Origin of the sequence: Acinetobacter bouvetii (assembly GCF_902753875.1) — a bacterium.
GTDB classification, from domain to species: domain Bacteria; phylum Pseudomonadota; class Gammaproteobacteria; order Pseudomonadales; family Moraxellaceae; genus Acinetobacter; species Acinetobacter bouvetii_A.
On the sequence record NZ_CADDTS010000027.1, the window covers coordinates 73,427 to 97,378 of the forward strand.

Below are 23,952 nucleotides of genomic sequence, written 5' to 3' on the forward strand. Positions count from 1 at the left end.
AAATCAATTTTTCGATGATGAAGTCAGCCTTTTAAAAGTCATGAGTTAAAAAAAACACAATTCAGTGGTCTGGCGTTTGGTATTTCTGCACTGGGGTGGATGCCGGAGCTTCTGTGGCAGGTGCAGCTTTCTGTCCAGCCTCTGAATTTTTGTTGACGATATACAAATATAAAGCAGCTGGAAGAAGAATAAGGATCACAATAAAGATATTTTTCAACATGATGACAGGTTCATTAATCTGAAGAGCATGAACTTAGCATGCCACGTGAGATAAAAAAAGGGCACCTAAGTGCCCAGGAGTTAAACTTTGAAGATTAGAATTTAAAGGTCACATCGGCAATAAATTGACGTCCGATTTCCGATTTTAATGTGTTGGAATTTAAATAAGAGCCGGTATACGTGTTCTTGCGATTGGTTACATTATTAATGGTCAAACCGAGGGTTACTGTATTGTCTTTCGCCAGATTGAAATCATAGCTGGTTCTCATATCCCAGGAGAAGCGTGGTTTAACTTTTAGAATTTCATAAGCATTAATCATTTCACCTTGATAATCAATATCTTTTACTTTAAGTGCATCGTCATAAGCAGACTTATAGCTAAAGAAGTTATTGATCTTCAAAGGTAGTTGCTCAAAGCCAATGTCCCAACTGATACGCGCGGTCCACGGTTGATTAAAGTTTTCAGCCGGGCGATCCGACCAGTGAATGATTTTATCGCCATACTGTACTAAGCGATCTTCTTCATTTGGGGTGTTGACTTGGTAATTTTCATGATAATCAATGAAATTCTTTTGAACATCTGTGTAATCAAAACCTAGAGCAAATTGATGCGAGCTTGACAATAATTTAAATGGAGACAGATTTTTGAGGGTGAATGTATAAATGTCGGATTGGCTTCGGCCATTATTGCCATAAGTAAAATAATCGGTACCTAAAAAGGTTTTTCCATTGAAGCTTTGTTCGCTGACATAGCGGTCACGGGTAATTTCATCTTTAGAATGACGGTTAACCCATTTCAGTCCCATTTCCCAGTTGTTAAATTGAGTGATTAAACCCAAAAGTGTTTCATCTGAATAAGGCGTTTTTAGATTGGTCGAATCATTGCGATAGCCTGAATTTTGGGTCTCTTTCCATGTTAATGTCGCAGGATTTTTGGTTTCACGTTCGATATCATATTTTAAATTTGCAATCTGCTGACGTAATTCGGTGGCCAGTGTTTGGGCGCTGTAATACCGATTAAAACCGGTGACCAATTTTAATGATTCATTGTGTAGAGGGCGGTAGGTTAAAGCGCTACGTGGAGCAATATTGTACTGGCTGCTTAAAGAGTCGTAATCACTGCGCAGACCTAAACGTAAGTCTAGATTTTTCCATAAAATTTGATCTTGGACATACGCATGCCAGCGATCTTGCTGGGCTTGTGCTGAACCTGCTTTATAGAGAACTCCCTTAAAGAAATACTGACCCGATTTACCATTTAAAGTGGTTGCAGAATCACAAAGGAAGTCATCTGGCTGGCATGATTGCCCACTGCTTAAATTGGTACGTCCTGCTGCATTGTAATTGTATAAATCCGTAGGTCTTTCCCATTTAGCATTGTAATGGTCATAGCCTGCACCGAGCGTCCATGTATGTTGGGTATTGCCAAAATTGAATGAATCAAAGACAGACTTCAAACTATAAGATAGCGAATCCTGGAATTGATTTAAGCTGCCTGATGTTGTGCCTTCAGCAGCGTTAGCAGTGGCAGAGCTGGGTTGTTCTGTCCAGTCTTTACTGCCGGGTGCATATTGCCAAAAGATCCCTAGATGATTTTCTGCAACACGTTGACTGTCCATTCTTTGATAGTTTAATTTTTGCGTGACGGTCGCTGTATTTAAGCGTGTTTCAATTTCTGCAAAGAGTGCTGTAGATTCGGTGTTGGTGGTTGCCCCAGAGTTTCTTCTCGATTCAATATACGTCAATGCATCGATATCGCCATAATCAAAGCCAAATTTAATATTGTTTTGTGCATTGGGTTGATAGTAGAAGGTTGCACCGGCATTGGTATTATTGCGTTCCTGATCAATTTTTTCAGGAGAGCTTATGCCACTCATCACGGGAATAATGGACTGACGTTTCGAGCCGTATAAATTTATTCCTAAATTTTCACTCATACGGCCATACAAATTGGCACTTAGACCTTGTTTCTTAAACTCTTTCTGATTGGATTGAGTCGGTTCATCAAAGTCTTTGATATCTTCAGGAGTAAAGATGTTATAGCGTGCCCAATCACTTTCGGTATAGTCATAGGTGATACTGCCGTGAATTTTGCCTACTTCAGATGTGGGTGCGCAGGTTTCTGCACTTATAACACCACCGCTAAATTCTCCATATTCTGCGCTGACATTACTGTCTAACACTTCTAATTTACATAATAAATCAGCATTAATTGCCATACCTTGTGAGCCGCTATCAAAACCTTGATAACTGTCTTTGCCTAGTGCACCACCAGGATCCATAACGTTGCTGTTATTTACGCCGTTCACCAGGAACTTGTTTTGATAATATTGTGCGCCGTTAATTGAAACTTCAGCAGGGCGAAGCTCTCCTTGGGTACGGCTGGAACGTTGTTCACGGTCAAATTGTACATTCGGATTCACTTTTAAAAAATCAGTGATATTTTTTGAACTGTTGGGTGTTTTTTGTAGATCTTCTTTTGTATAGGTGGTTGTACCTATTTCTATCGTTTTTTCTGCCTGTAATACAATCGGATTAAGCGCAATTGATTCACTCATTTGCTTTGAATTTTTCTGTTCAGAAATATCATTGGCATGAACAGAAGTACTTAGCAGGGTTAAAATAGCAAAGCTAAGCGGGGAGTAAGCAAAACGCATAAGTATTGTAAAGTCATGTAAAACGTAATGCGATCGAGTATCATTAACTTTGATAATTTAATCAATAGAAATGAGAACTATTTTCAATAAATAATAAACAAATGTTAAATATAAGGGTGCAATAAAATAAATTTCAGGGTGTAAGAGGGTATATAAAACTAAGCAGCTAAAAAATTGAAAAATAACTGAAAATAAGAAAGAGATAAATAGATGGCGACCCTACGGGGATTCGAACCCCGGTTACCGCCGTGAAAGGGCGATGTCCTAGGCCTCTAGACGATAGGGTCGTTTAGAAGATGGCGGTATCTTATTGATCCGCCACCAAGGTGTCAAGTAGATGAGGAGCGAGTTTGTTCAAAATATGACAAAACAGTTCAGCGGTTTTTTGAGTGTCATAAAGTGCAGAATGTGCTTCCTTACCATCGAACTCAATTCCAGCCTGAATACATGATTTTGCCAGTACCGTTTGACCAAACATGACGGCACTTAAAGTCACCGTATCAAACACCGAAAAACTGTGAAATGGATTTTGATTTTTAGTGCCTGTACGAGCAATCGCCGCCTGAACAAAACCTAAATCAAAATGTGCATTATGACCCACCAAAACGGCATGGGTACAATTCTGCTGACGTCGCACTTCATTGACCGATTTAAAAATACGTTTTAGAGCACTTTTTTCATCTTCAGCCATGGCCATACGCATGGGATTGGATGGATCAATACCGATAAAATCCAGAGAACGACGGTCTAAATTTGCCCCTTCAAAAGGATTGATATGTGCATGATGGGCTTCACCTGGCACAAATAAACCTTCTTCATTATAAATAATCGGGATTGCTGCAATCTCCAGCAAGGCATCGGTCTGTGAGTTAAAACCTGCTGTCTCGACATCGACAACAACAGGTAAAAATCCACGGAAACGCTGACCAATTACTGGTTGGGTTTCATCTGTCACACTTTTCTCCATTGGATGGTCTTACCCGCATACAACGGAATAATTTGTTCGCCATCCAAGTAGTCTAAACTTTCTGGGATCACTTGCTCTTCTTTGACCAAGGTAATGGTATTGGTATTACGTGGCAGACCATAGAAGTCAGCACCAAAATGGCTGGCAAAACCTTCCAGGCGATCAATTTTACCTACTTGGTCAAACGCTTGAGCATATAATTCAATTGCTGTCGGTGCACTATAACAGCCGGCACAGCCACAGGCATTTTCTTTGGCATTTTTTGAATGCGGTGCACTGTCAGTACCCAGGAAAAACTTGGGATTAGAGCTGGTTGCAACTTCAAGTAAAGTTTGCTGATGGGTTTGACGTTTTAAAATCGGCAAACAGTAAAAATGTGGCTTGATCCCGCCGACCAGCATGTCATTACGGTTAAACAATAAATGTTGGGGTGTAATTGTAGCAGCAACATTACGGTCTTGTTCAAGTACAAAATGTGCCGCTTCACTGGTGGTGATATGTTCCAGCACCAGTTTTAGTTTTGGAAACTGTTTGAGTAAAGGTGAAAGTACTTCATCTATAAAGCGTTTTTCACGATCAAAAATATCGACATGATTATGGGTGACTTCACCATGCAGCAGTAAAGGAACCTGATGTTCTTCAAGCTGTTCAATGACTGCATAGACTTTACGAATGTCGCTCACGCCATTGTCTGAATTTGTGGTTGCACCAGCTGGATACAGCTTGATGGCATTCACATGTTCAGATTCTTTAATTTTTTTAACTTCGCTAGGCTGGGTATGATCAGTAAAATACAGCACCATACGTGGATCAAAGGCGATACCTTCAGGCACATGTGCCATAATGCGATCACGATAAGCCAAAGCCTCTTCTACGGTTTTGATTGGAGGAACGGTATTGGGCATACAGATCGCGCGGGCAAACTGTTTGGCAAGGTCGGGAACTGTACGTTTTAAAGCTAAACCATCACGTAAGTGAGCATGCCAATCATCTGGCTGGAGAAGGGTGATTGTATTCAAGGCCATTTCAATCGAAGAAATAATATAAATGATAATCCATAAAGTGTGAAAATGGTAACGAGAATTCATGACAAATGGTGAGATATATTTAATTATAAATAAGAAAATTATGTTATTTTAAGTAACTAAAAGAATTAAATAATGCTTGGAAATGGACTACAAGTATAATCTGGCGAAGTTACAGTACGATAAAGAAAAAATAGAAGAACTTATAACGCGGCAAAGTCATCGTGTAGGTCAGGTTTTTCCCAAAAAAATGGAACAGGAGTTTTGGTCCAGAAATCTGGAGCGTGCGCGCAAGCATGTGGACAGATATCTTTGGGGTGGCATTTTATCTTATTTTATTTTTATTTTGGTGATTGTACCTAGTGATTACTGGGTTGTAGACAAACGCTTTTTCAAACATGATTTTCTAAACTGCATGTTGGGTTTGGCAAATGGAGCTCTGTGTCTTATCACTTTGTATGTTTTTTCGCATTTCTCTAAATTACGTCCATATTTTGCCCAAGCTTCCATGATGATTATGTTTTGGGCTATTGTTTCCATGTCTTGGCTTACATTGACAGTAGATACAGTTGCCTTGCGACAACAGGGTTTGGCTATCATCTGTATGATTTATATCGTCAGTTCCCTGATTACTGGGGTAAAGCCCTTTCATATGCTTATTGCTGGATTGTCAGCGGCCTTTGTTACCACCATTTTGTTCTTTACACTTAAAATTGACTTTAATATCATGGTATTAGGTCGTATTATTTTTGGCAGCTGTATCTTTGGTTATGTGATTAGCCATATGATGTTTGCCCGTGAAAGAATGATTTATTTATATTCCATGCGTGCCAAAATTAGCGAAAAAATGCATCGTATTCATAATTCAGAATTATTGCATTTAAGTCAGCACGATGAACTCACTAAAATTTCCAACCGTCGTACTTTCGACGAAATGATGGAAGTGTTTTATCATCAGACACGTAAAGATCAGACTTCTTTGGCTATTCTATTCATTGATGTTGATTTTTTTAAAAACTACAACGACTTTTATGGTCATCAAAAGGGTGATGACGTTATTTCTTCTATCGCCAAATCTATTAAGAATGCCATTCGACATATGGATTTTGTTGCCCGCTATGGTGGAGAGGAATTTGTTGTACTTTTGCCTGAAACTGATGCGCATGGCGCTTATGCTGTGGCATCCAACATATTTAAGGCTATTGAACGTTTAGAAATTCCTCATGAAAAATCGTTAATTTCCCGTTTTATTACCATCAGTTTGGGCATTACGGTGTACAACGGAAAAACTGAATTATCTGCTGAAGAGCTGCTGGAAAGTGCTGATCAGGCTTTATATCGTGCCAAACAGCTTGGGCGAAACCAGATTTATTATCAGTCCCTTCGTACTACTGAAACTGCATAAAACCGACTACAAGCTTAAATCTCATGTAAAAAAACCGCCATCGAGGCGGTTTTTTTATGGCATCAAACAAACTTATTTGTTTTTGTCCTTTAATTGCGGAACTGCTGAACCAGTACCTACTGCAAGTAAGCCTGCACCAGTATAAATACCCAATTTTGCGCGAGTATCAGTGATGTCAAGGTTACGCATAGTCAATTGACCAATACGGTCTGCAGGACTAAACATAGAATCACCTTTCTCCATCGTCAAACGCTCAGCTTCATAAGTGAGGTTAGGAGATTCAGTGTTCATGATGGTGTAGTCATTACCACGACGAAGCTCTAAAGTCACAGTACCTGTGATTGCCTTAGCTACCCAGCGTTGTGCAGTTTCACGCAGCATCAGCGCTTGAGAATCGAACCAGCGACCTTGATAAAGTAGGCGACCTAAACGTAAACCATTGATACGGTATTGTTCAATCGTGTCTTCGTTATGAATACCAGTCACAAGACGTTCGTAAGCAATGTGAAGCAGAGCCATACCCGGAGCTTCATAAATACCACGAGATTTCGCTTCAATGATACGGTTTTCGATTTGATCCGACATGCCTAGACCGTGACGACCACCAATGCGGTTGGCTTCAAGAATGAATTCAACAGGATCTTCGATGCGTTGACCATTCAAAGCAACAGGGAAACCTTCTTCGAAGGTGATAGAAACTTGTTCAGCTTCAATTTTTACGTCTTCTTTCCAGAACGCAACGCCCATGATTGGGTCAACGATTTTGATACCGGCATTCAGGTATTCAAGGTCTTTCGCTTCGTGAGTAGCACCCAACATGTTTGAGTCAGTTGAGTAAGCTTTTTCTTTTGACATTTTATAGTCAAAACCGTTGTCGATCAGGAACTGTGACATTTCCGCACGACCACCAAGCTCATCAATAAAGGTTTGGTCTAACCAAGGCTTGTAGATTTTAAGCGCAGGATTGGTCAACAAACCATAACGGTAGAAACGTTCAATGTCGTTACCTTTATAAGTTGAACCGTCACCCCAAATGTTGACATCATCTTCTTTCATTGCGGTAACAAGCATAGTACCAGTTACTGCACGACCCAACGGAGTCGTATTGAAATAAGGAACACCACCAGTGCTGATATGGAAAGCGCCACATTGAATAGCAGCAATACCTTCTAATGCAAGCTGTAAACGGCAATCAACCAAGCGAGCTTTTACTGCGCCATACGCTTCCGCTTTTTTCGGAATCGCATCATAGTCGTCTTCATCAGGCTGACCCAGATTTGCTGTATAAGCATAAGGTTCTGCGCCTTTTTGTTTCATCCACAAAAGTGCAGCTGAAGTATCTAGACCACCAGAGAAGGCAATACCAACTTTTTTGCCTACTGGGACATTCTGCAAGATAGTTGCATTATCAGACATTGTTAATCCTAACGATATGAAATAGGCACCGAGAAATTTGGTGGCCCAAGAAAATACACATTTCTTTAATTGTAGCACTATTTTATTTCTAATGGTTTTACAAAAGAAAAACTCGTTGAAAATTTGAAATTGATAGATTCAACATATTGTTATGCACAAATATTTTGACTGGACGGTGATGTGATCAATCATTCATTTGTGATAAAGATGTGGTAAATGAAATCATCATCACGATTTAAACAACAAAAGCGCACGGCAGATGAACAAATATGGGGATTAAAAATAAAGTTGTATCATTCATAAAAAAAACATTGAGGCAAATTTTAAAAACAATACTGGGAAAAATAAAACGGTTAATTGATGATTTAATTATTATCATTCAAGAAGTTAAAAAATACTTCGCTGCTTCGCAATTTACAGGTTATAACCCCAAACTTGCTTACTATATTCGATTAACGCAAATCTTTCATATCACTTTGTTTATTTTACTTTTTATTTTTAAAAGACAGGAGATAATGCAAAATCCGTTAGCTGTGTTATTTCTCAGCAGTTTTTTGGGAACACTGCTGTTTTTTTCACATCGCCTTTATTTAAAGGTCAGTAGCGGGACTGAACAAGTGAGAAAGCAGATCCGCTATTTTTTATTGTTGCTGTTATTTTGTTATGGGGAGGGGACGCGGGGAATGATCCTGTTACCGGTTTTTTTTTATCTGGAAAAATACCTTGGATAAATATTGGCAGAGCTATTTAGATATTTATCAGGGAAAGTTTCATAATCAGCCGAAAAGGAGACAGGATTGAATCATAATCTAAATCATCATGGATATTGATCCGATGGGGCATAGCACTACTGTAATGATTATTCTAGCTACGTTTGATGCTGAAACTGGGACAGCGAGTATCCATGGTTTTTCTTAAAGGCACGCCCCAGAGAAGATTGATCGGCATAGCCAAGTTGTAAAGCGATGTCGGTATAAGATAACTGCTTTTGTTTCAGTAAGCTCAGGCAATATTTCATTTTGATCCTTTCAATCAACTGCCGATAAATAATACCTTGTTGTTTGAGTTTACGTTGAAAGTTACGTTTAGACATGTGAAAGCTTTGCGCCAAGGTTTCAAGTTCAGGCAATGTTTGCCCCATTTCCAGATGCTGTTGAATGATATATTCCAGTTGTGCAGTTAATGTATTTTTAATGGCATCGTTGTGCTGTAACCATTGTTCTGCTGCTGACTAAGCAATGAAATCAGGAGCTCGTCAGGTTGAGGCAGCGGGGTGTCTAGCTGATGATTTGCATAGACAAAGGCATAGCGTGAAGCATTCATGATGACCGGACATTGAAAAATATGTTCGTAAATATGCATCGGCATGGTTGCTGAATGTGCAATTTCAATGCGTTGGTATTTTAAGTTTTGCTGTGAGAATAACTGCTGAATAATCAAATGAATGGCAAACAGATTAATTTCATTTAAGGCAATGCTGTCACTGTTCCAAAGGGGCCAGGTCACGGCACTTTCAAAGGCTTTCTGCTCCAGATGAATATTCTCACCGCCGGTATGATCAATAATTAAAGTGCCATATTTTTCAATGTATTGCGCTGCCTCTAAAAAGGTTTTGGCATGCGAAGAAATATAGCCTACCAGTCCATAATGTTTCAGTTCACAATTTTGAGCAATATCAAAGTAAAGCTGTGATGAAACTTCAGATTGTTTCAAGATATTCAGAAAATGATTCAGCTCGCTGAGTGGTTTTTTCTCAAGAATGTTGCTTTCAGCAAGTCGTGCAAGATGCGTTGATTCGGCAGCTGTCAGCAAGTGCATTAATTCATGCTGCAGCATATAGCGATAGAGAATTTGAAAATAGGCATGGGATATTAGGATTTCGCTCATTTTTTATCTTTTTTGGCATCTCAGGTATAAAATATGGCTTTTAAGGTTGAGATGTAAAGCGCTATTTTGCCCAAAATGAAATCATCCAAAACAATGAGAACAAGATGATGAACGCTAAAATACATTTTAATGTTGATCCGGTGGTACGTAAGAACCTTGATTTTTCCTTGGATAAGATTGGCCGGCACTGGTTTGGTAATGATCCGTTTAAATCACGTTTTTTTGATTCGGTCAGTTTACTTTTTCCAGATGGTGAGCGTTACTTTATTGAATCTGTACGCCAGTTTCGTGATCTGATAAGAGACGAAAAACTGAATCAGGAAGTGGGTGATTTTATTCGTCAGGAAGCGCAGCACAGTATTGCCCATAGCAAAATGAACAATGTACTAGAATCACACGGTTTGCCGGTGACACAAATCACAGCAGAAGCCAACGAAATTTTTCAATGGATGAGCAATAATTTTTCACCACGATTTAATCTCGCACTCACGGCGGCTTTTGAGCATTTAACGGCATTGATGGCAGAAAGCTTTTTTGCAGAAAAGGCTGCTTTTGCAGAGGCCGATCCCTTTGTCCGAGCTTTACTTGCCTGGCACTCGATTGAAGAGATGGAACATCGGGATGTGGCTTTTGATGTCATGAAAACCGTGGGTGATGTGCCTGAATCGATGCGCAAAGTGGCTTTGGTGGTTGCGGTATTGCACATGTTTGGTATTGGTTTAATTCGCACCAATGAGCTGCTGCGTTATGACGGTTATTCCAAAGTCGAGCGGTTGAAATTATTTAGTTCAGGATTACCCTGGTTTTTTGGTCGCAAAGGCATTTTGCCTAAAATGAACAAACAATTTTTCTCATGGTTTAAGCAGGATTTTCACCCGAGTCAGCATCCAGTCATTGCACAATACGATGTTTGGGTCGATGTACTGGCTCAAACCCAGGATCCGATTCAGGCTGGACAGGCTTTCTGGGAAGCAGGCAGGGAATAAGTCTGAAGTGAACAGATAAATTTTAAACACTCATCTTAGGTTATGGGCCACGGATAATGTTGTCTGAGTGGTTTTTATAAAGATTTTTGTTCTTATTAAATAACTGGTTTTAAATTAATAAATTTGAGGTAGAAACTCTTACTGCCACAATTTTTCAAATAAATCGAAAGGCATTTGTGTAGGCGGATTCTTACTTTTGAGAGGCCAAAAGTAAGCAAAAGCCTCTGTTACCCATACACAACATCCTGAGCCAGTTTTAAGCACTGCTTTAAAACGAAGCGCAAGGGATGGGTAACGTGTGGCATCCCTGCCACATCCGTGTATCCCAATCCGGATTAAATTAGACTATGGGACACTAATGGTCTCATATAGTCTTTTGTTTTTCTGCATTTGTAAGCGATATCGTTAAAATTTCATGTTGAAAGAAGGGGATGCGACTAAAGTTGTAGGATGGGATTTTGATTTTTGAGCAAAAAGTAAAAAAATAAATAAAAACAAGCAATTTCTTTAAATGCGAACAAATTTCATTACTTAAAAAAGTTGATCTTTGTCGCGAAATCTTTTGCAAAATTGGTCATACCAATAATTATTTAAGTAGCTAATATTGATCTTTAATTAAACAAAAACTACCATTATTCCTAGAACATGAATTATTTTTTTTGATTAAATTAATATTGGTCATACCAATATCGAAATAATTCTAAGCGGCTCATACCATTTTTAGCAGACCAGTGAGCATTTCAAGGAGATGACAATGCTTCAATCTTGGCAACAGATTTACGATCCGATGGGCAATATCTGGTTTTCCAGTGCAATTGCCTTGATCCCGATTATATTTTTCTTTCTCGCTTTGGCTGTATTTCGTTTAAAAGGCAGTGTAGCGGGGACCATTACCGTTGTTTTAGCACTTTTAGTCTCGCTTTTTGCTTATCAAATGCCCGTTGCGATGGCCTTTGCATCCATGATTTACGGTTTTTTCTATGGTTTATGGCCGATTGCCTGGATCATTATTGGTGCAGTATTTCTCTATAAAATTTCAGTCAAAACCGGTCAATTTAATATTATCCGTTCTTCAATTTTATCCATTACCGAAGACCAGCGTTTACAGATGCTATTGGTGGGTTTTGCCTTTGGTACCTTCCTTGAAGGTGCAGCAGGTTTTGGTGCGCCGGTCGCAATTACCGCCGCATTGCTAGTTGGACTTGGCTTTAAACCGCTGTATGCAGCAGGTTTATGTCTGATTGTGAACACTGCACCCGTTGCCTTTGGTGCCATGGGGATTCCTATCATTGTGGCCGGACAGGTGTCAGGGGTCGATACCCACGAGATCAGTCAGATGGTGGGTCGCCAGTTGCCATTTATGGTGCCGGTGGTGTTGTTCTGGATTATGGCAATTATGGATGGCTGGCGCGGGGTGAAAGAAACCTGGCCTGCGGTGATTGTGGGTGGTGGATCTTTTGCGATTGCCCAATACTTAACTTCCAACTTTGTCGGTCCAGAACTGCCGGATATTACTGCCGCGATTGCATCATTGGTGAGTTTGACCATTTTGCTTAAATTCTGGCAGCCCAAACATATTTTCCGTTTTGCCGATCAAGACAGTAATATTGATGAAAATTTGGCAGCGCAAAAGCAGCATAAATACAGCTTAGGTCAGATTGCCAAAGCCTGGTCGCCATTTGCGATTCTGACTGCCATGGTGACCGTATGGAGTATCAAGCCATTTAAAGATCTGTTTGCCAAAGACGGTGCTTTAAGTGACTTGGTGATTTCCATCAAGGTGCCGTATCTGCATCAACTGGTGCAAAAAATGCCACCGGTGGTTCCTGAAATTAAAGACTACGATGCCATTTATAAATTTGACTGGATTTCTGCCACCGGTACAGCCATTTTTATTGCAGCAGTGATCACAATTATTTTCCTGAAAATGAAGCCGCGTGAAGCCGTAACCACTTTTGGCGAAACCCTGAATGAATTAAAAACACCAATCTATTCAATTGGGATGGTGTTGGCTTTCGCGTTTATTGCCAATTATTCAGGTATGTCCGCCACTTTGGCTTTGGCACTGGCACATACCGGCAATGCCTTTACTTTCTTCTCGCCATTCCTCGGTTGGGTCGGTGTATTCCTGACCGGTTCGGACACCTCTGCCAATGCCTTGTTTGCAGCACTTCAAGCGACAACGGCACAGCAAATTGGTGTGCCGGAAGTGTTACTCGTGGCTGCCAATACCAGTGGTGGCGTAACCGGGAAAATGATTTCACCTCAATCCATTGCAATTGCCTGTGCGGCAGTGGGCTTGGTTGGTAAAGAGTCTGATCTGTTCCGTTTTACGGTGAAACACAGTATCGTCTTTACGGTAATGATGGGTATTATTATTACCTTACAAGCTTATGTGTTCCCATGGATGATTCCATAACACGCAATTGAGGACAAACAATGAAAGTCTCCGACAAAGTAGTACAAAACCTACGCATATTGATTGAACAAAACAATATGCAAGTCGGAGACCGTTTGCCTGCTGAACGTAAATTATGTGAACAGCTAGGTGTGTCACGTTCTTCTTTACGTGAAGCGATTCAGCAGCTGACAAGTATGGGCATGTTGTTAAGTAAAGTCGGCGCAGGCACTTTTTTGCAACAGTTACCGATCAATTGGTCGCAGCATCAAATTGTGCAGCCTTTAAGCCTGCTGATTGATCAGGACCCTGCCTATCGTTTTGATGTGCAGGAAGCACGAACCATTTTGGAAGGCGGGACAGCATGGTATGCGGCACAGCGTGCGACACAGGAAGACCTGCAAAATATTCGTCAGTGTTATGAGCAGATCTCGCATTTTCAGGCCATTGGTGATGACGAGCAGGCGGCAATCGCCGATGCTCAATTTCATCTGGCCATTGCTGAAGCATCCCACAATCTGGTGCTGATTCAAATGATGCGTGGCTTATTTGATTTGCTGCAATTCAACGTGGTTTTGGGGCGCCGCAAAGTGTACACCGAAGCCCGAACCTATGATCAATTGCGTGATCAGCACTTTCAGGTGATAGACGCCATTGAACGCCGTGATCCAGAGGCTGCACGCAATGCAGTCTGTGGACACATCGAGTTTGTAGTACAGCAAGTGCGCATGATTGACGAGGAAGAAGCCCGTCGTCAGCGCGCGAGCCGATTAAACAGGACATAACTATGATTATTTCTTCTGCGAATGACTATCGTGAAGCCGCTAGACGTCGCTTGCCACCATTTTTATTCCATTACATTGATGGCGGTGCATATGCGGAATATACACTCAAGCGTAATGTGGAAGATTTATCCAAAATTGCCTTAAGACAGCGTGTGCTGAATGATATGTCTGCCTTGAGTCTGGAAACCCAACTGTTTGATGAAACCTTGTCGATGCCGGTGGCTTTATCACCAGTCGGTTTGACCGGCATGTATGCGCGTCGTGGTGAAGTACAGGCGGCCGTTGCGGCAGATAAAAAAGGCATTCCATTTACTTTATCTACGGTTTCGGTCTGTCCGATTGAAGAAGTGGCACCCGCGATTCAACGTCCGATGTGGTTCCAGTTGTATGTATTACGTGACCGTGGCTTTATGAAAAATGCCTTGGAACGTGCCAAAGCTGCCGGCTGTTCCACTTTGGTCTTTACAGTGGATATGCCTGTACCGGGCGCGCGTTATCGTGATGCCCATTCGGGGATGAGTGGTCCAAATGCCGCCATGCGTCGTTATATGCAATCGTGTTTTCATCCGCACTGGGCATGGAACGTGGGTTTGCATGGCCGTCCGCATGACTTGGGCAATATTTCTAAATACTTGGGTAAACCCACTGGGCTTGAAGACTATATTGGCTGGTTGGGTGCCAACTTTGACCCCTCTATTTCATGGAAAGATCTGGAATGGATTCGTGAGTTCTGGGATGGCCCAATGGTCATTAAAGGCATTTTAGACCCTGAAGATGCTAAAGATGCTGTACGTTTTGGTGCAGATGGGATTGTGGTTTCCAACCACGGTGGTCGTCAGCTGGATGGCGTATTGTCTTCTGCGCGTGCACTCCCGCCCATTGCTGATGCGGTTAAAGGCGACATTAAAATCCTGGCCGATTCCGGTATTCGTAATGGTCTGGATGTGGTGCGTATGCTGGCCTTGGGTGCGGACACCTGTATGCTCGGACGAGCCTTTGTCTATGCCTTAGGTGCAGCAGGTGGTGAGGGGGTTTCAAATCTGCTTGAGCTGATTGATAAAGAAATGCGTGTAGCGATGACCCTGACCGGTGCGAAAACCATTGCGGATATTACGTCGGATTGTTTGGTGAAGTTAGATCGAGAGTTGGCTGAGTGAAGATTGCCCCAAACGCTTCTTTGAAAAGCAGGAGTCCCCCTCTTTATTAAAGAGGGGTTAGGGGAGATTTTGAGAATTTATAAATTAATAAATTCTCAAAAAATGGCTTCGAAAATTTTGAATTTTTCTTCCAAGTCTCTGTTAATCATATAGATCATAAATTTAAGCAAGCTGAGTCGAGACGGAGTCTTATCGTGAAAAAACAAATATTAGGAGCTCAGCTGTTACTTTGGTTTTGCCCAAAGTAACCAAAGGCATTTGTCATCCGTTGAACTCGTCAAATAGCAAAACGAATGAATCTCTCGCAGAAACATTGAGGCTTCTATTTCAGTCTGCCTCAAACAGCAACGGATGACGTTTTCGCGTATCAGATATGAGTTATGACCGATATTTCTAAAGCGTATTAAAAGAGCGATGAATAGCTCAAAAAGACTTTTAGAAAAGGATTAGAAATATGTTCACGCAATCAAATTCACAGCAAAACATTCAAAACCTCATTAATATTGTTGGCAAGCAGCATGTCCTGACTGATGACAAGGACACACGTCTTTATCGTCAAGGTCGTCGTTACGGTTCCGGCCAAGTCTTGGCTGTGGTTTCTCCTGGGTCATTGCTGGAACAGTGGCAAGTCTTGCAAGCTGCGGTGGGTGCAGACTGTATTGTGATTATGCAGGCAGCGAATACTGGACTCACTGGTGGTTCAACACCGTTTGGCGATGATTATGATCGACCAGTGATTTTGATTAGTACCCGGCGTTTAAGTGGTATTCAAGTGATTAACGAGGGTAAACAGGTCATTTGTCTACCCGGTGCAACACTGGACAAACTGGAAAAAGAACTGGCAGTGTTTAATCGTGAGCCACATTCCGTGATTGGCTCTTCCTGTATTGGTGCTTCGGTTTTAGGTGGGGTCTGCAATAACTCTGGGGGGGCACTGGTTCGCCGTGGTCCGGCCTATACTGAACTGGCGCTGTATGCCCAAGTGAATGAAGCCGGGCAACTGGAACTGGTGAATCATTTAGGGGTTAATTTAGGTTCAAGCCCAGAAGAAATTTTGACTCGACTGCAAAGCCAAAACTATCAGATGGCCGATATTGAAAATAATCCGGGCTGCTGTGCTTCGGATCATCACTATGCGCATGATGTGACGCAGGTCGATGAAAATACCCCGGCACGTTTTAATGCAGATCCATCGCGTTTGTTTGAAGCTTCCGGTTCGGCAGGTAAGGTGTGTGTATTTGCGGTACGATTGGATACCTTTGAAAAGATTCCAAGCCAAGTATTTTATGTCGGCACCAATACTCAGCAGGATTTAACTGCTATTCGCCGTTTCCTGTTAACCGGTCTGCCACGTTTGCCGATCGCAGGTGAATATATTCATCGTGTGGCTTATGACATTGGTGCGGAATACGGCAAAGATACCTTCATGTTTATTGAAAAATTCGGAACGGCCAAAGTCCCGGCTGCCTTTGCCATGAAAGACAAGGTCGATGGTTATTTAGAAAAATTTGGCATGAAAGGGCTTTCAGACAAGGTCTTGCAGTTGGTAACCAAATTTTTACCCTCACATTTACCCAAACACATGAATGAATTTCGCGATCTGTATGAACATCATCTGGTGCTGCGTATCGAAAATCAGGATGTAGAACAGGTCGGACAATTTTTAAAACAATATTTTGCTGCAAATCCTACCGGGAATTATTTCCTGTGTACTGAGGAAGAAGGCCGTAAAGCCTTTTTGCACCGCTTTGCGGTAGCTGGTGCGGCCATTCGCTATCGCGATACTCATCGTTCAGAAGTGGAAGATATTGTGGCTCTGGATATTGCACTGCGTCGTAATGACCATGAATGGGTCGAAACTTTGCCCAAGGAAATGGATGAGCTGATTATCCATAAATTGTATTATGGCCATTTCCTCTGTCATGTCTTCCATCAGGATTATATAGTCAAAAAAGGAGTCGATCCTTTGGCGATGGAGCATGAAATGTGGCATTTATTGGATCAGCGCGGTGCTGAATATCCAGCTGAACATAATGTCGGGCATTTATATGTTGCCAAGCCGGCCTTAAAAAATCATTACCAAAAGCTGGATCCGACCAACAGTTTTAATGTCGGCATTGGTCAGACGTCTAAACTGAAACACTGGAAATAAAATAAAAATAAGAAGGGGTTTTATCTCAGGCGCAGTCTAAAAACTGCGCTTTTTTTATGGCAAATTGACTGTTTCGTCAGACAATGTTGAAAACAAGTCATAAACAAAATGTTAAAAACAGGTAAAGTAATATGCAACAAGTTGCAAAGCCAATATATTAAGGATTCATCATGACAACTAGCTATGCAAATATTTTAAAACCGCTACATTTGGGCTTTACGACTATTAAAAACCGTGTCGTGATGGGTTCTATGCATACAGGTCTGGAAGACCGTTTTTATAATTATCCGAAACTGGCTGCCTATTTTGGTGAACGTGCTAAAGGCGGTGTGGGACTGATTATTACCGGCGGGATTTCGCCCAACCGTCAAGGCTGGTTATTGCCTGCTGGTGGTACCATGAATTCTTTGGGTGATGTGGCACCACACCGTCTGGTGACGCATGCCGTACATAAGCATGGCGCCAAGATTTTGATGCAGATTTTGCATTCGGGACGTTATGGTTATCAACCTTTTGTGGTTTCTGCTAGCCCGATCAAATCGCCCATTTCACCGTTTAAGCCGCGTCAAATGAGTGAAAAGCAGATTTTAGATACCATCGAAGATTATGCACACACGGCCAGCATTGCTAAAAAAGCCGGTTATGATGGTGTGGAAATCATGGGCTCTGAAGGCTATTTGTTGAATCAGTTTTTAAGCCGGCATGTCAATCAGCGTGATGACCGCTGGGGCGGCGATATCGAAAACCGCATGCGCTTTGCCGTTGAAATTGTAAAAGCCATTCGTGAAAAAATTGGTGAAAAATTTATTATCTGTTTCCGCCTGTCGATGCTGGATTTGGTGCATGATGGCAATACCATGGATGAAGTCATTACCGTGGCTCAGGCCTTAGAAAAAGCCGGCGTTACTTTACTCAATACCGGAATTGGCTGGCATGAAGCACGTATTCCAACCATTGTAACCTCTGTCCCTCGAGCTGCATTTGCTGATTACACCGCTGAAGTGAAAAAGCATGTTGCTATTCCGGTGATTGCCTCCAACCGCATTAATATGCCTGAAACAGCCGAAGCGATTTTGGCGGCTGGAAAAGCAGATATGGTGCAAATGGCACGACCACTGCTAGCCGATGCTTTCTGGGTCAGTAAAACAGCCACCAATCGGGTGGATGAAATTAACACCTGTATTGCCTGTAATCAGGCCTGCTTAGATCATACCTTTAAAAATCAGCGTGCAACCTGCCTGGTCAATCCACGTGCGGCCTATGAAACGGAACTGGTATATGTCAAAACCAAAACACCGAAAAAAATTGCTGTGGTCGGTGGTGGGGTGGCAGGAATGTCGGCTGCAACCGTGGCTGCCAGTCGTGGTCATAAAGTCACTTTATTTGAAGCAGCTTCTGAGGTGGGTGGACAGTTTAACTTGGCCAAAGTGGTTCCGGGGAAGGAAGAATTCCACGAAACCATCCGTTATTTTAAAGTCCAGATTGAAAAAACCGGGGTAGAACTGCGATTAAATACCAAGGTCAACCGTGAACAGCTAGAACGCGAAGGTTTTGATGAAGTTGTGGTTGCAACAGGTGTAGTGCCTCGTAGTTTAAAAATTGAAGGCAGTGAGGCACCGCAGGTATTGTCCTATGCAGAAGTATTACGCGGAGCAGCAGTCGGTCATAGAGTTGCCGTGATTGGTGCTGGCGGAATTGGTTTTGATGTGTCTGAGTTTTTGTTAAAACCGGAACATCAGCCACAACCGCAACCGCTTGCAGACTGGCAGCGTGAGTGGGGGATTGATCCAAATCCAAATTATGTCTCTGAAGGCGGCATGCAGGCGGCAGAAGTTGATCATCCGGTACGTGAGATCTATTTGTTGCAGCGTAAAACTACGCCACTGGGAATGGGATTGGGAAAAACCACTGGCTGGGTGCATCGTGCACAATTGAAAAAACATGCGGTGAAGATGTTACGTGGCGTGCAATATAAGTCTGTGAGCAATGAAGGTTTATGGATTGAGACCAATGGCCACGATCAACTGCTACGTGTAGATACTGTGGTGGTATGTGCAGGACAGGAGTCAGTCAAAGACATCATGCCAACAGCAGATGAATTTACTTTGGCAAATTACCATATTATTGGCGGGGCAAAACTGGCAGCAGAGCTGGATGCCAAGCGTGCTATCCGTGAAGGTGCTGAATTAGCAGCCAAATTATGATTTTTACAGTGAATTTGGTGAAACAATATTCATTTGAATGGTTTGGTTGTAATTTTTACTTGTCAGCTTTTAAAAAGATCCGTATTATGGCGCACATGGAAGCGTGGCAGAGCGGTTTAATGCACCGGTCTTGAAAACCGACGAGGGTGCGAGTCCTCCGTGAGTTCGAATCTCACCGCTTCCGCCAAATTCAAAAGCCCCTGTGAAAACAGGGGCTTTTTTAATGGCTAAAAAATTTCCTTGATTATAAGTTTTTTTTTACTTTTCCATATTGTTAAATCCGTATAAATTTTTGTTTTTTAAATCAAAAAATCTTGTCCTCACTCATCTATTCTGTTTGGGAACTTGCTTCCCTAAGTGATTCTTAAGAGGAGCATCAGTTAATTTCTGCAATTCCTCGAAATCTAATCCTTCAACCATTTCAATGACTTTAAGCCCTTCAGCATCAACATCAATCACACAAAGATCTGTATAAATTCGGTCGACACATTGCTTGCCCGTTAAAGGATAGCTGAGCTGTTTGACAATTTTGGCTTCGCCATGCTTAGTGGTGTGCTCAGTTGTGACAAAGACTTTTTTTGCGCCTACGGCTAAATCCATGGCACCGCCAACGGCAGGGATGGCATCTGCAGCGCCGGTATGCCAATTTGCAAGGTCACGATTAGCCGCAATTTGGAAAGCCCCGAGCACACAGATATCTAAATGTCCGCCACGCATCATGGCAAAAGAATCTCCATGATGGAAATAACTGCCGCCAGTGAGCATGGTGACAAACTCTTTGCCAGCATTAATCAGGTCTGAGTCTTCTTCACCTTGTTGCGGCGGTGGGCCAAAAGCCAGTAAACCATTTTCAGAATGCAGAAAAATTTCTTTATCTTTGGGAAGATACTTAGCAATGCGTGTTGGAACACCAATGCCCAGATTCACGTATGAACCGTCTGGAATATCCTGCGCAACACGTTCCGCAATCTGATCACGGCTTAATTTTTGATAGGTCATTTTTATTCCATTTATTCAAAAATTTTACTTAATATTAAAGTCATGCATTTTATGTAAAGGGCAGGCATTAGCACTGCACAATGTGCTGAACGAAAATGCCCGGTGTGACGATATGCTCAGGATTGAGTGCTCCCAATTCAACCACTTCCGAAACTTGAACGATGGTCGTTGCCGCAGCCATAGCCATAATCGGACCGAAATTCCGTGCTGATTTGTTGTAGACCAGATTGCCCCAACGGTCGCCTTGATGCGCTTTAATCAGGGCAAAATCTGCTTTAATTAGAAGTTCCAGTACATAGTCTTTGCCATCGATATGGCGCGTTTCTTTACCTTCTGCAAGTAAAGTCCCATAACCTGTAGGGGTAAATACAGCACCTAAACCCATGCCTGCGGCTTGAATGCGGCAGGCAAGATTACCCTGTGGCACCAGTTCAAGCTTAATTTTTCCTGCCCGATATAATTCATCAAATACCCATGAGTCTGACTGGCGAGGGAAAGAGCAGATCATTTTTTTTACACGGCCTGGGCTTTGTTGCATAAACATTCAAAAGCTGAGTTTTCCCCAATCCATTCAAATTTAAGTGACAACTTGGGTGTGAGGTCTACCTAATTCCGTAAATCTATTCAGAACTGCCACACGTGCATGAATTTCATTGACCTGACTTTGAAAATGTCTTGCCATCAGCTTATCTCCTAATAATTTGATGCAATATATCTTGGTTTCCACCAAACTGCGACGGTGATAGCCCGACCATTTTTTCCATAGGGTTCTGCCTAAATGTTTAACCGCTTGAAGTAACTCATTTCGTACTATTGAACTGATTTTAGAATCTTTCCAGGGCTTGGCATTCTTTCTGGGTGGAATTACTGCATGTGCTTGACGATCTGAAATCAATTGTCTGCTGCACTTCGTGTCGTACGCCCCATCGATATAGACAGAATCTATTCGCTCATATAGTGGGATTCGATCCAATAAATCACCTAGTACTTGGAATCACTGACATTATTTGTCGTAAGCTGAATAGCACGTATTTGCAGTGTTTTAGCATCTATAGCAATAAGCAGTTTACGCCATTGCCGACGGTATTCAGGCTGATGTTTCTTACGCTTCCATTCGCCTTCACCTAAAAATTTTAAACCCATAGAGTCGACGAGTAGGTGTAACCCATCACGACTTTTCTGATAGCTTATCGCAATATCAATATGCTTTTGTCGTCTACAGAGGGTGGAGTAATCTGGTGCTGTCCAATTCAAGCCACTGAGTTTAATCAGGCTTTGAGCAAAGCCAGTGACCATACGTAAAGAAAGACGGAATAGAGATTTGATCATTAAACAGCATTGAATCGCTGTATCGGAATAAGTTTGATTTCGTCCGTGCTTGCCTTGTGGTTGTGCATACCATTGGGTCTTTGGATCAAACCAGATTGAAATATTCCCTCGCTTGATTAAAGCTTGGTTATACGAGGACCAATTGGTTGTACGGTAGATTTTAGGTGCAGGCTTCTTCATCTGGAAATTATATTGCTGAAGAAGCCTTCAAGAATAGCTTTGTGCAACAAAGCCCTTTAAATCTGCAATTTAAAGATTATCCTGCAAAAAATTATAATGGAAAAAATCAACCATTAAAGCTGAATCGTGAAAGTCGAAAGTATCGAACTTTATTTAAGGAAATGGTGCAACAAAAACCGAATTTTGCAGGACAATATGTAATGCAAACCATAGGATGTGGTGGAGGATGTAGTTTAGCCTTGGCTTATAATGCTAAAACGGGTAAAAGTGCAGTATTACCAAATACATTTGTTGATTGCTATAATAAAAAGGATGGTTTTACTGCAAACGATATTTTGTACCAAAAGAATAGCGTTTTAATCATTGCAATTGGTAGTCGCTATGGTAATCAGGAAGAATGTGAAACTGTTTATTACATTATTCAAGACGATCAGTTTAAACAAATATCGAAGTCATGGAGATAAAAATATAGTGTTCCTAAAAACTGGAAAGTAAAACTTCTCAAAATGAAATTTCTAATTTGGATCAACATCTATCAAATATTATTCATTTATACAATGGAATGAAACTCTAGATAAAATGATTCAATTTTTTCAAAATAACAAAATTATGAAAAAATTGAATCATGTATTTATTATATAAAGATATGAAATGATTCGAACATGAAGAAAGAAATGCTATTGAGACAATTACATTAGAAATTATACCACTTGCTAAAATAGGTTTTACTGAACAAGCAATTGAACTTGTAGGTCGCGTAAAAACAGTGGTAAAGCATTGATCTTCAAAAACGACAAGAAAACCGTGTATTTTTTGCAAAATATTTTCACTAACTGTGGGGGGGTAAAATAATATTCAGAATATCATTTTTCCTAAACCCGTAATTCCACCTTCACCAAAACCAAAGCTATGCGTTCAATATGCTGATAAGCTGGTTGATCTAATTCTTCGCCAAACACATCGGGATCAATTTCTTCATAAGTCCAGCTTACATTTGCTTTGGATACCATCAACTTTTCAAGCTGTTCTAAAAAGGGATGACTGTCTGGCCGAATAGCCACACCTGTATATAAAAATAGGCAACCTTGAGGATTCAGCCGCTCAATACCTTCTTGAATGATTCTAAATGACAGTTCACAGCCGTCCATTTGATTACCTCCATGACGATATTGTCTCTGATCAGCATCAATCAAATAAGGCGGATTGGCAAAAATAAGGTCAAATGGTCCATCAAGATGATCAAATAAATTGCTGTAAATGGGAGCGATATACTTTAAACCTGCAAAGTTTGCATTGATTTGACTATAAAATAGGGCCTTGGGATTCAGATCAGCCACGATGATTTCTTTGATGTTTGGAACAGATTTTGCCAGCTGAATTGCCGCAGCTGAAGTGCCACAACACAATTCCACAGCACGTTTAAATGAATGAGAGCGAGCTGCCAAAAACTGTTGCAGATGATATGTAAAGCGATAGGTATCCGGGCCAAAAAATACAGAATCTTGTTCTATGGTGGGGAAACTAGAATGAATAAATAAATCGTGATCGAGTGACGCGACCCGAACAAGACTGAGGTATTGACCATATTGAATACGAAGAAGCTGATTTTCTTTTAATAGCGCAAAAAGCTCCGGATCAAGATCCGTTTCTGCAAATGCAAGATTCCAGCCGAAGATATCCTGTAATGTCATTTTCTGGTTTGTTAACTGACTTTTTCGGGCCAAAATGCGTTGATGAGAAAGTGGCGTTATAGCAGTAAACTGATAGTCTTGTTGTTTTAAAAAGTTCAATAATAAAAGCAAAGCCTGTTGCTGGTCAGTTTCTATATTTAAAATTTGGTTCATATAGATTTTCTCTTCTGATTATTTAAAAACAAGTGTAGTGCTATAAGTTTTATTCACCTTTTTAGCGTGCCATGCTTATATTTCGCAGGATTGAGTTGTGCTTGAATTTTTGAAAATAGATCATTTGATATTCGCCTAATAGACGGTTTTTTTAAGTAAAAATATGAGGGAGATTGGTTTAATTTATATTTTTCTTGTATGGATGATGCCAGCTGACTCAATGCTTTTTTGTAAATTAATAATTAAAGAGAAAATTAAAAAACCGGGATGACAATTTTAGTATCATCATCTCGGTACAGGGTTTATAAACAATAATTTATAAGCGCTTTATAATAAATCGCC

Annotated in this window: 17 protein-coding genes, 2 tRNA genes and 2 pseudogenes; 10 read left to right on the plus strand and 11 right to left on the minus strand. The window is 41.2% G+C overall.

Annotation, left to right across the window (positions count from 1 at the left end; translation table 11 throughout):
• Positions 1-314 precede the first annotated feature (314 nt).
• The 4 genes from FB6_RS08000 to pyrC all read right to left on the minus strand — a co-directional run bounded on the left by FB6_RS08000 (position 315) and on the right by pyrC (position 4,862).
• A complete protein-coding gene (locus FB6_RS08000) occupies positions 315-2,876 on the minus strand; it encodes a TonB-dependent receptor plug domain-containing protein (RefSeq protein WP_174559503.1) in 2,562 nt (853 codons plus the stop codon).
• A gap of 211 nt (positions 2,877-3,087) precedes the next feature.
• Positions 3,088-3,163, minus strand: a tRNA-Glu gene (locus tag FB6_RS08005).
• A gap of 20 nt (positions 3,164-3,183) precedes the next feature.
• Positions 3,184-3,843 (minus strand): ribonuclease T, encoded by a 660-nt coding sequence (gene rnt / locus FB6_RS08010; protein WP_174559504.1) that lies wholly within the window; start codon positions 3,841-3,843, stop codon positions 3,184-3,186.
• A complete protein-coding gene (gene pyrC / locus FB6_RS08015; protein WP_174559557.1) occupies positions 3,828-4,862 on the minus strand; it encodes a dihydroorotase in 1,035 nt (344 codons plus the stop codon). The genes rnt and pyrC overlap by 16 nt, the downstream gene beginning before the upstream one ends.
• A gap of 151 nt (positions 4,863-5,013) precedes the next feature.
• On the opposite strand from pyrC, the gene FB6_RS08020 reads away from it, so the two are divergent.
• On the plus strand, positions 5,014-6,273 hold the full coding sequence (locus FB6_RS08020) for a GGDEF domain-containing protein (protein ID WP_174559505.1): 1,260 nt from the start codon (positions 5,014-5,016) through the stop codon (positions 6,271-6,273).
• 72 nt (positions 6,274-6,345) lie between these two features.
• Here the strand turns inward: FB6_RS08020 and argG are convergent, their stop codons facing one another.
• Complete coding sequence (argG, locus tag FB6_RS08025) at positions 6,346-7,689, minus strand: argininosuccinate synthase (protein ID WP_174559506.1); 1,344 nt, start codon at positions 7,687-7,689, stop codon at positions 6,346-6,348.
• Positions 7,690-7,958: 269 nt separating this feature from the next.
• Here argG and FB6_RS08030 point away from each other — a divergent pair, with 269 nt between their 5' ends.
• Positions 7,959-8,420 carry a hypothetical protein gene (locus FB6_RS08030; RefSeq protein ID WP_174559507.1) on the plus strand — a complete coding sequence of 154 codons (462 nt, stop codon included), beginning with the start codon at positions 7,959-7,961 and terminating at the stop codon, positions 8,418-8,420.
• 137 nt (positions 8,421-8,557) lie between these two features.
• On the opposite strand, the gene FB6_RS08035 is transcribed toward FB6_RS08030, so the two are convergent.
• Positions 8,558-8,830, minus strand: a complete 273-nt coding sequence (locus FB6_RS08035) for a helix-turn-helix transcriptional regulator (RefSeq protein WP_174559508.1) — start codon at positions 8,828-8,830, stop codon at positions 8,558-8,560.
• A 38-nt stretch (positions 8,831-8,868) separates the two neighbouring features.
• Positions 8,869-9,576: an AraC family transcriptional regulator ligand-binding domain-containing protein gene (locus tag FB6_RS08040; RefSeq protein WP_174559509.1), complete on the minus strand. Its 708-nt coding sequence runs from the start codon at positions 9,574-9,576 to the stop codon at positions 8,869-8,871.
• Between the two features lie 107 nt (positions 9,577-9,683).
• Here FB6_RS08040 and FB6_RS08045 point away from each other — a divergent pair, with 107 nt between their 5' ends.
• The 7 genes from FB6_RS08045 (at position 9,684) to FB6_RS08075 (ending at position 19,445) form a co-directional block, all read left to right on the plus strand.
• Positions 9,684-10,562, plus strand: a complete 879-nt coding sequence (locus tag FB6_RS08045; protein ID WP_174559510.1) for a metal-dependent hydrolase — start codon at positions 9,684-9,686, stop codon at positions 10,560-10,562.
• A 748-nt stretch (positions 10,563-11,310) separates the two neighbouring features.
• Complete coding sequence (gene lldP, locus FB6_RS08050; RefSeq protein WP_174559511.1) at positions 11,311-12,981, plus strand: L-lactate permease; 1,671 nt, start codon at positions 11,311-11,313, stop codon at positions 12,979-12,981.
• Between the two features lie 20 nt (positions 12,982-13,001).
• On the plus strand, positions 13,002-13,745 hold the full coding sequence (lldR, locus tag FB6_RS08055) for a transcriptional regulator LldR (RefSeq protein ID WP_174559512.1): 744 nt from the start codon (positions 13,002-13,004) through the stop codon (positions 13,743-13,745).
• Positions 13,746-13,747: 2 nt separating this feature from the next.
• Entirely contained in the window at positions 13,748-14,902 is a 1,155-nt protein-coding gene (gene lldD, locus FB6_RS08060) for an FMN-dependent L-lactate dehydrogenase LldD (protein WP_174559513.1), read from the plus strand.
• A 454-nt stretch (positions 14,903-15,356) separates the two neighbouring features.
• Positions 15,357-17,054, plus strand: a complete 1,698-nt coding sequence (gene dld / locus FB6_RS08065) for a D-lactate dehydrogenase (RefSeq protein WP_174559514.1) — start codon at positions 15,357-15,359, stop codon at positions 17,052-17,054.
• Between the two features lie 170 nt (positions 17,055-17,224).
• On the plus strand, positions 17,225-19,258 hold the full coding sequence (locus FB6_RS08070; protein ID WP_174559515.1) for an NADPH-dependent 2,4-dienoyl-CoA reductase: 2,034 nt from the start codon (positions 17,225-17,227) through the stop codon (positions 19,256-19,258).
• 97 nt (positions 19,259-19,355) lie between these two features.
• Positions 19,356-19,445 (plus strand) — tRNA-Ser (locus FB6_RS08075).
• 137 nt (positions 19,446-19,582) lie between these two features.
• Here FB6_RS08075 and FB6_RS08080 read toward each other — a convergent pair.
• The 3 genes and pseudogenes from FB6_RS08080 to FB6_RS08090 form a co-directional block, all read right to left on the minus strand.
• Positions 19,583-20,257, minus strand: a complete 675-nt coding sequence (locus FB6_RS08080; protein WP_174559516.1) for a 3-oxoacid CoA-transferase subunit B — start codon at positions 20,255-20,257, stop codon at positions 19,583-19,585.
• Positions 20,258-20,324: 67 nt separating this feature from the next.
• A pseudogene (locus FB6_RS08085) lies at positions 20,325-20,780 on the minus strand (3-oxoacid CoA-transferase subunit A); the annotation flags it as partial.
• A 54-nt stretch (positions 20,781-20,834) separates the two neighbouring features.
• Positions 20,835-21,766 (minus strand): annotated as a pseudogene (locus FB6_RS08090) (IS5 family transposase).
• On the opposite strand from FB6_RS08090, the gene FB6_RS16555 reads away from it, so the two are divergent.
• Complete coding sequence (locus FB6_RS16555; RefSeq protein WP_254592212.1) at positions 21,751-22,230, plus strand: hypothetical protein; 480 nt, start codon at positions 21,751-21,753, stop codon at positions 22,228-22,230. The pseudogene FB6_RS08090 and the gene FB6_RS16555 overlap by 16 nt on opposite strands.
• Before the next feature lie 408 nt (positions 22,231-22,638).
• On the opposite strand, the gene FB6_RS08100 is transcribed toward FB6_RS16555, so the two are convergent.
• Positions 22,639-23,610, minus strand: a complete 972-nt coding sequence (locus tag FB6_RS08100; RefSeq protein WP_174559517.1) for a methyltransferase — start codon at positions 23,608-23,610, stop codon at positions 22,639-22,641.
• Positions 23,611-23,952 lie beyond the last annotated feature (342 nt).

What these genes read in the sequence shown, in the direction of transcription:
- dld (WP_174559514.1), top strand. Translation starts at nt 15,357, where the DNA reads ATGTTCACGCAATCAAATTCACAGCAAAACATTCAAAACCTCATTAAT.
- lldD (WP_174559513.1), top strand. Translation starts at nt 13,748, where the DNA reads ATGATTATTTCTTCTGCGAATGACTATCGTGAAGCCGCTAGACGTCGC.
- argG (WP_174559506.1), bottom strand. Translation starts at nt 7,689, where the DNA reads ATGTCTGATAATGCAACTATCTTGCAGAATGTCCCAGTAGGCAAAAAA.
- FB6_RS08030 (WP_174559507.1), top strand. Translation starts at nt 7,959, where the DNA reads ATGGGGATTAAAAATAAAGTTGTATCATTCATAAAAAAAACATTGAGG.
- FB6_RS08070 (WP_174559515.1), top strand. Translation starts at nt 17,225, where the DNA reads ATGACAACTAGCTATGCAAATATTTTAAAACCGCTACATTTGGGCTTT.
- FB6_RS08045 (WP_174559510.1), top strand. Translation starts at nt 9,684, where the DNA reads ATGAACGCTAAAATACATTTTAATGTTGATCCGGTGGTACGTAAGAAC.
- FB6_RS08080 (WP_174559516.1), bottom strand. Translation starts at nt 20,257, where the DNA reads ATGACCTATCAAAAATTAAGCCGTGATCAGATTGCGGAACGTGTTGCG.
- lldR (WP_174559512.1), top strand. Translation starts at nt 13,002, where the DNA reads ATGAAAGTCTCCGACAAAGTAGTACAAAACCTACGCATATTGATTGAA.
- lldP (WP_174559511.1), top strand. Translation starts at nt 11,311, where the DNA reads ATGACAATGCTTCAATCTTGGCAACAGATTTACGATCCGATGGGCAAT.
- FB6_RS08035 (WP_174559508.1), bottom strand. Translation starts at nt 8,830, where the DNA reads ATGGGGCAAACATTGCCTGAACTTGAAACCTTGGCGCAAAGCTTTCAC.
- FB6_RS08100 (WP_174559517.1), bottom strand. Translation starts at nt 23,610, where the DNA reads ATGAACCAAATTTTAAATATAGAAACTGACCAGCAACAGGCTTTGCTT.
- FB6_RS08020 (WP_174559505.1), top strand. Translation starts at nt 5,014, where the DNA reads ATGGACTACAAGTATAATCTGGCGAAGTTACAGTACGATAAAGAAAAA.
- FB6_RS08000 (WP_174559503.1), bottom strand. Translation starts at nt 2,876, where the DNA reads ATGCGTTTTGCTTACTCCCCGCTTAGCTTTGCTATTTTAACCCTGCTA.
- rnt (WP_174559504.1), bottom strand. Translation starts at nt 3,843, where the DNA reads ATGGAGAAAAGTGTGACAGATGAAACCCAACCAGTAATTGGTCAGCGT.
- FB6_RS08040 (WP_174559509.1), bottom strand. Translation starts at nt 9,576, where the DNA reads ATGAGCGAAATCCTAATATCCCATGCCTATTTTCAAATTCTCTATCGC.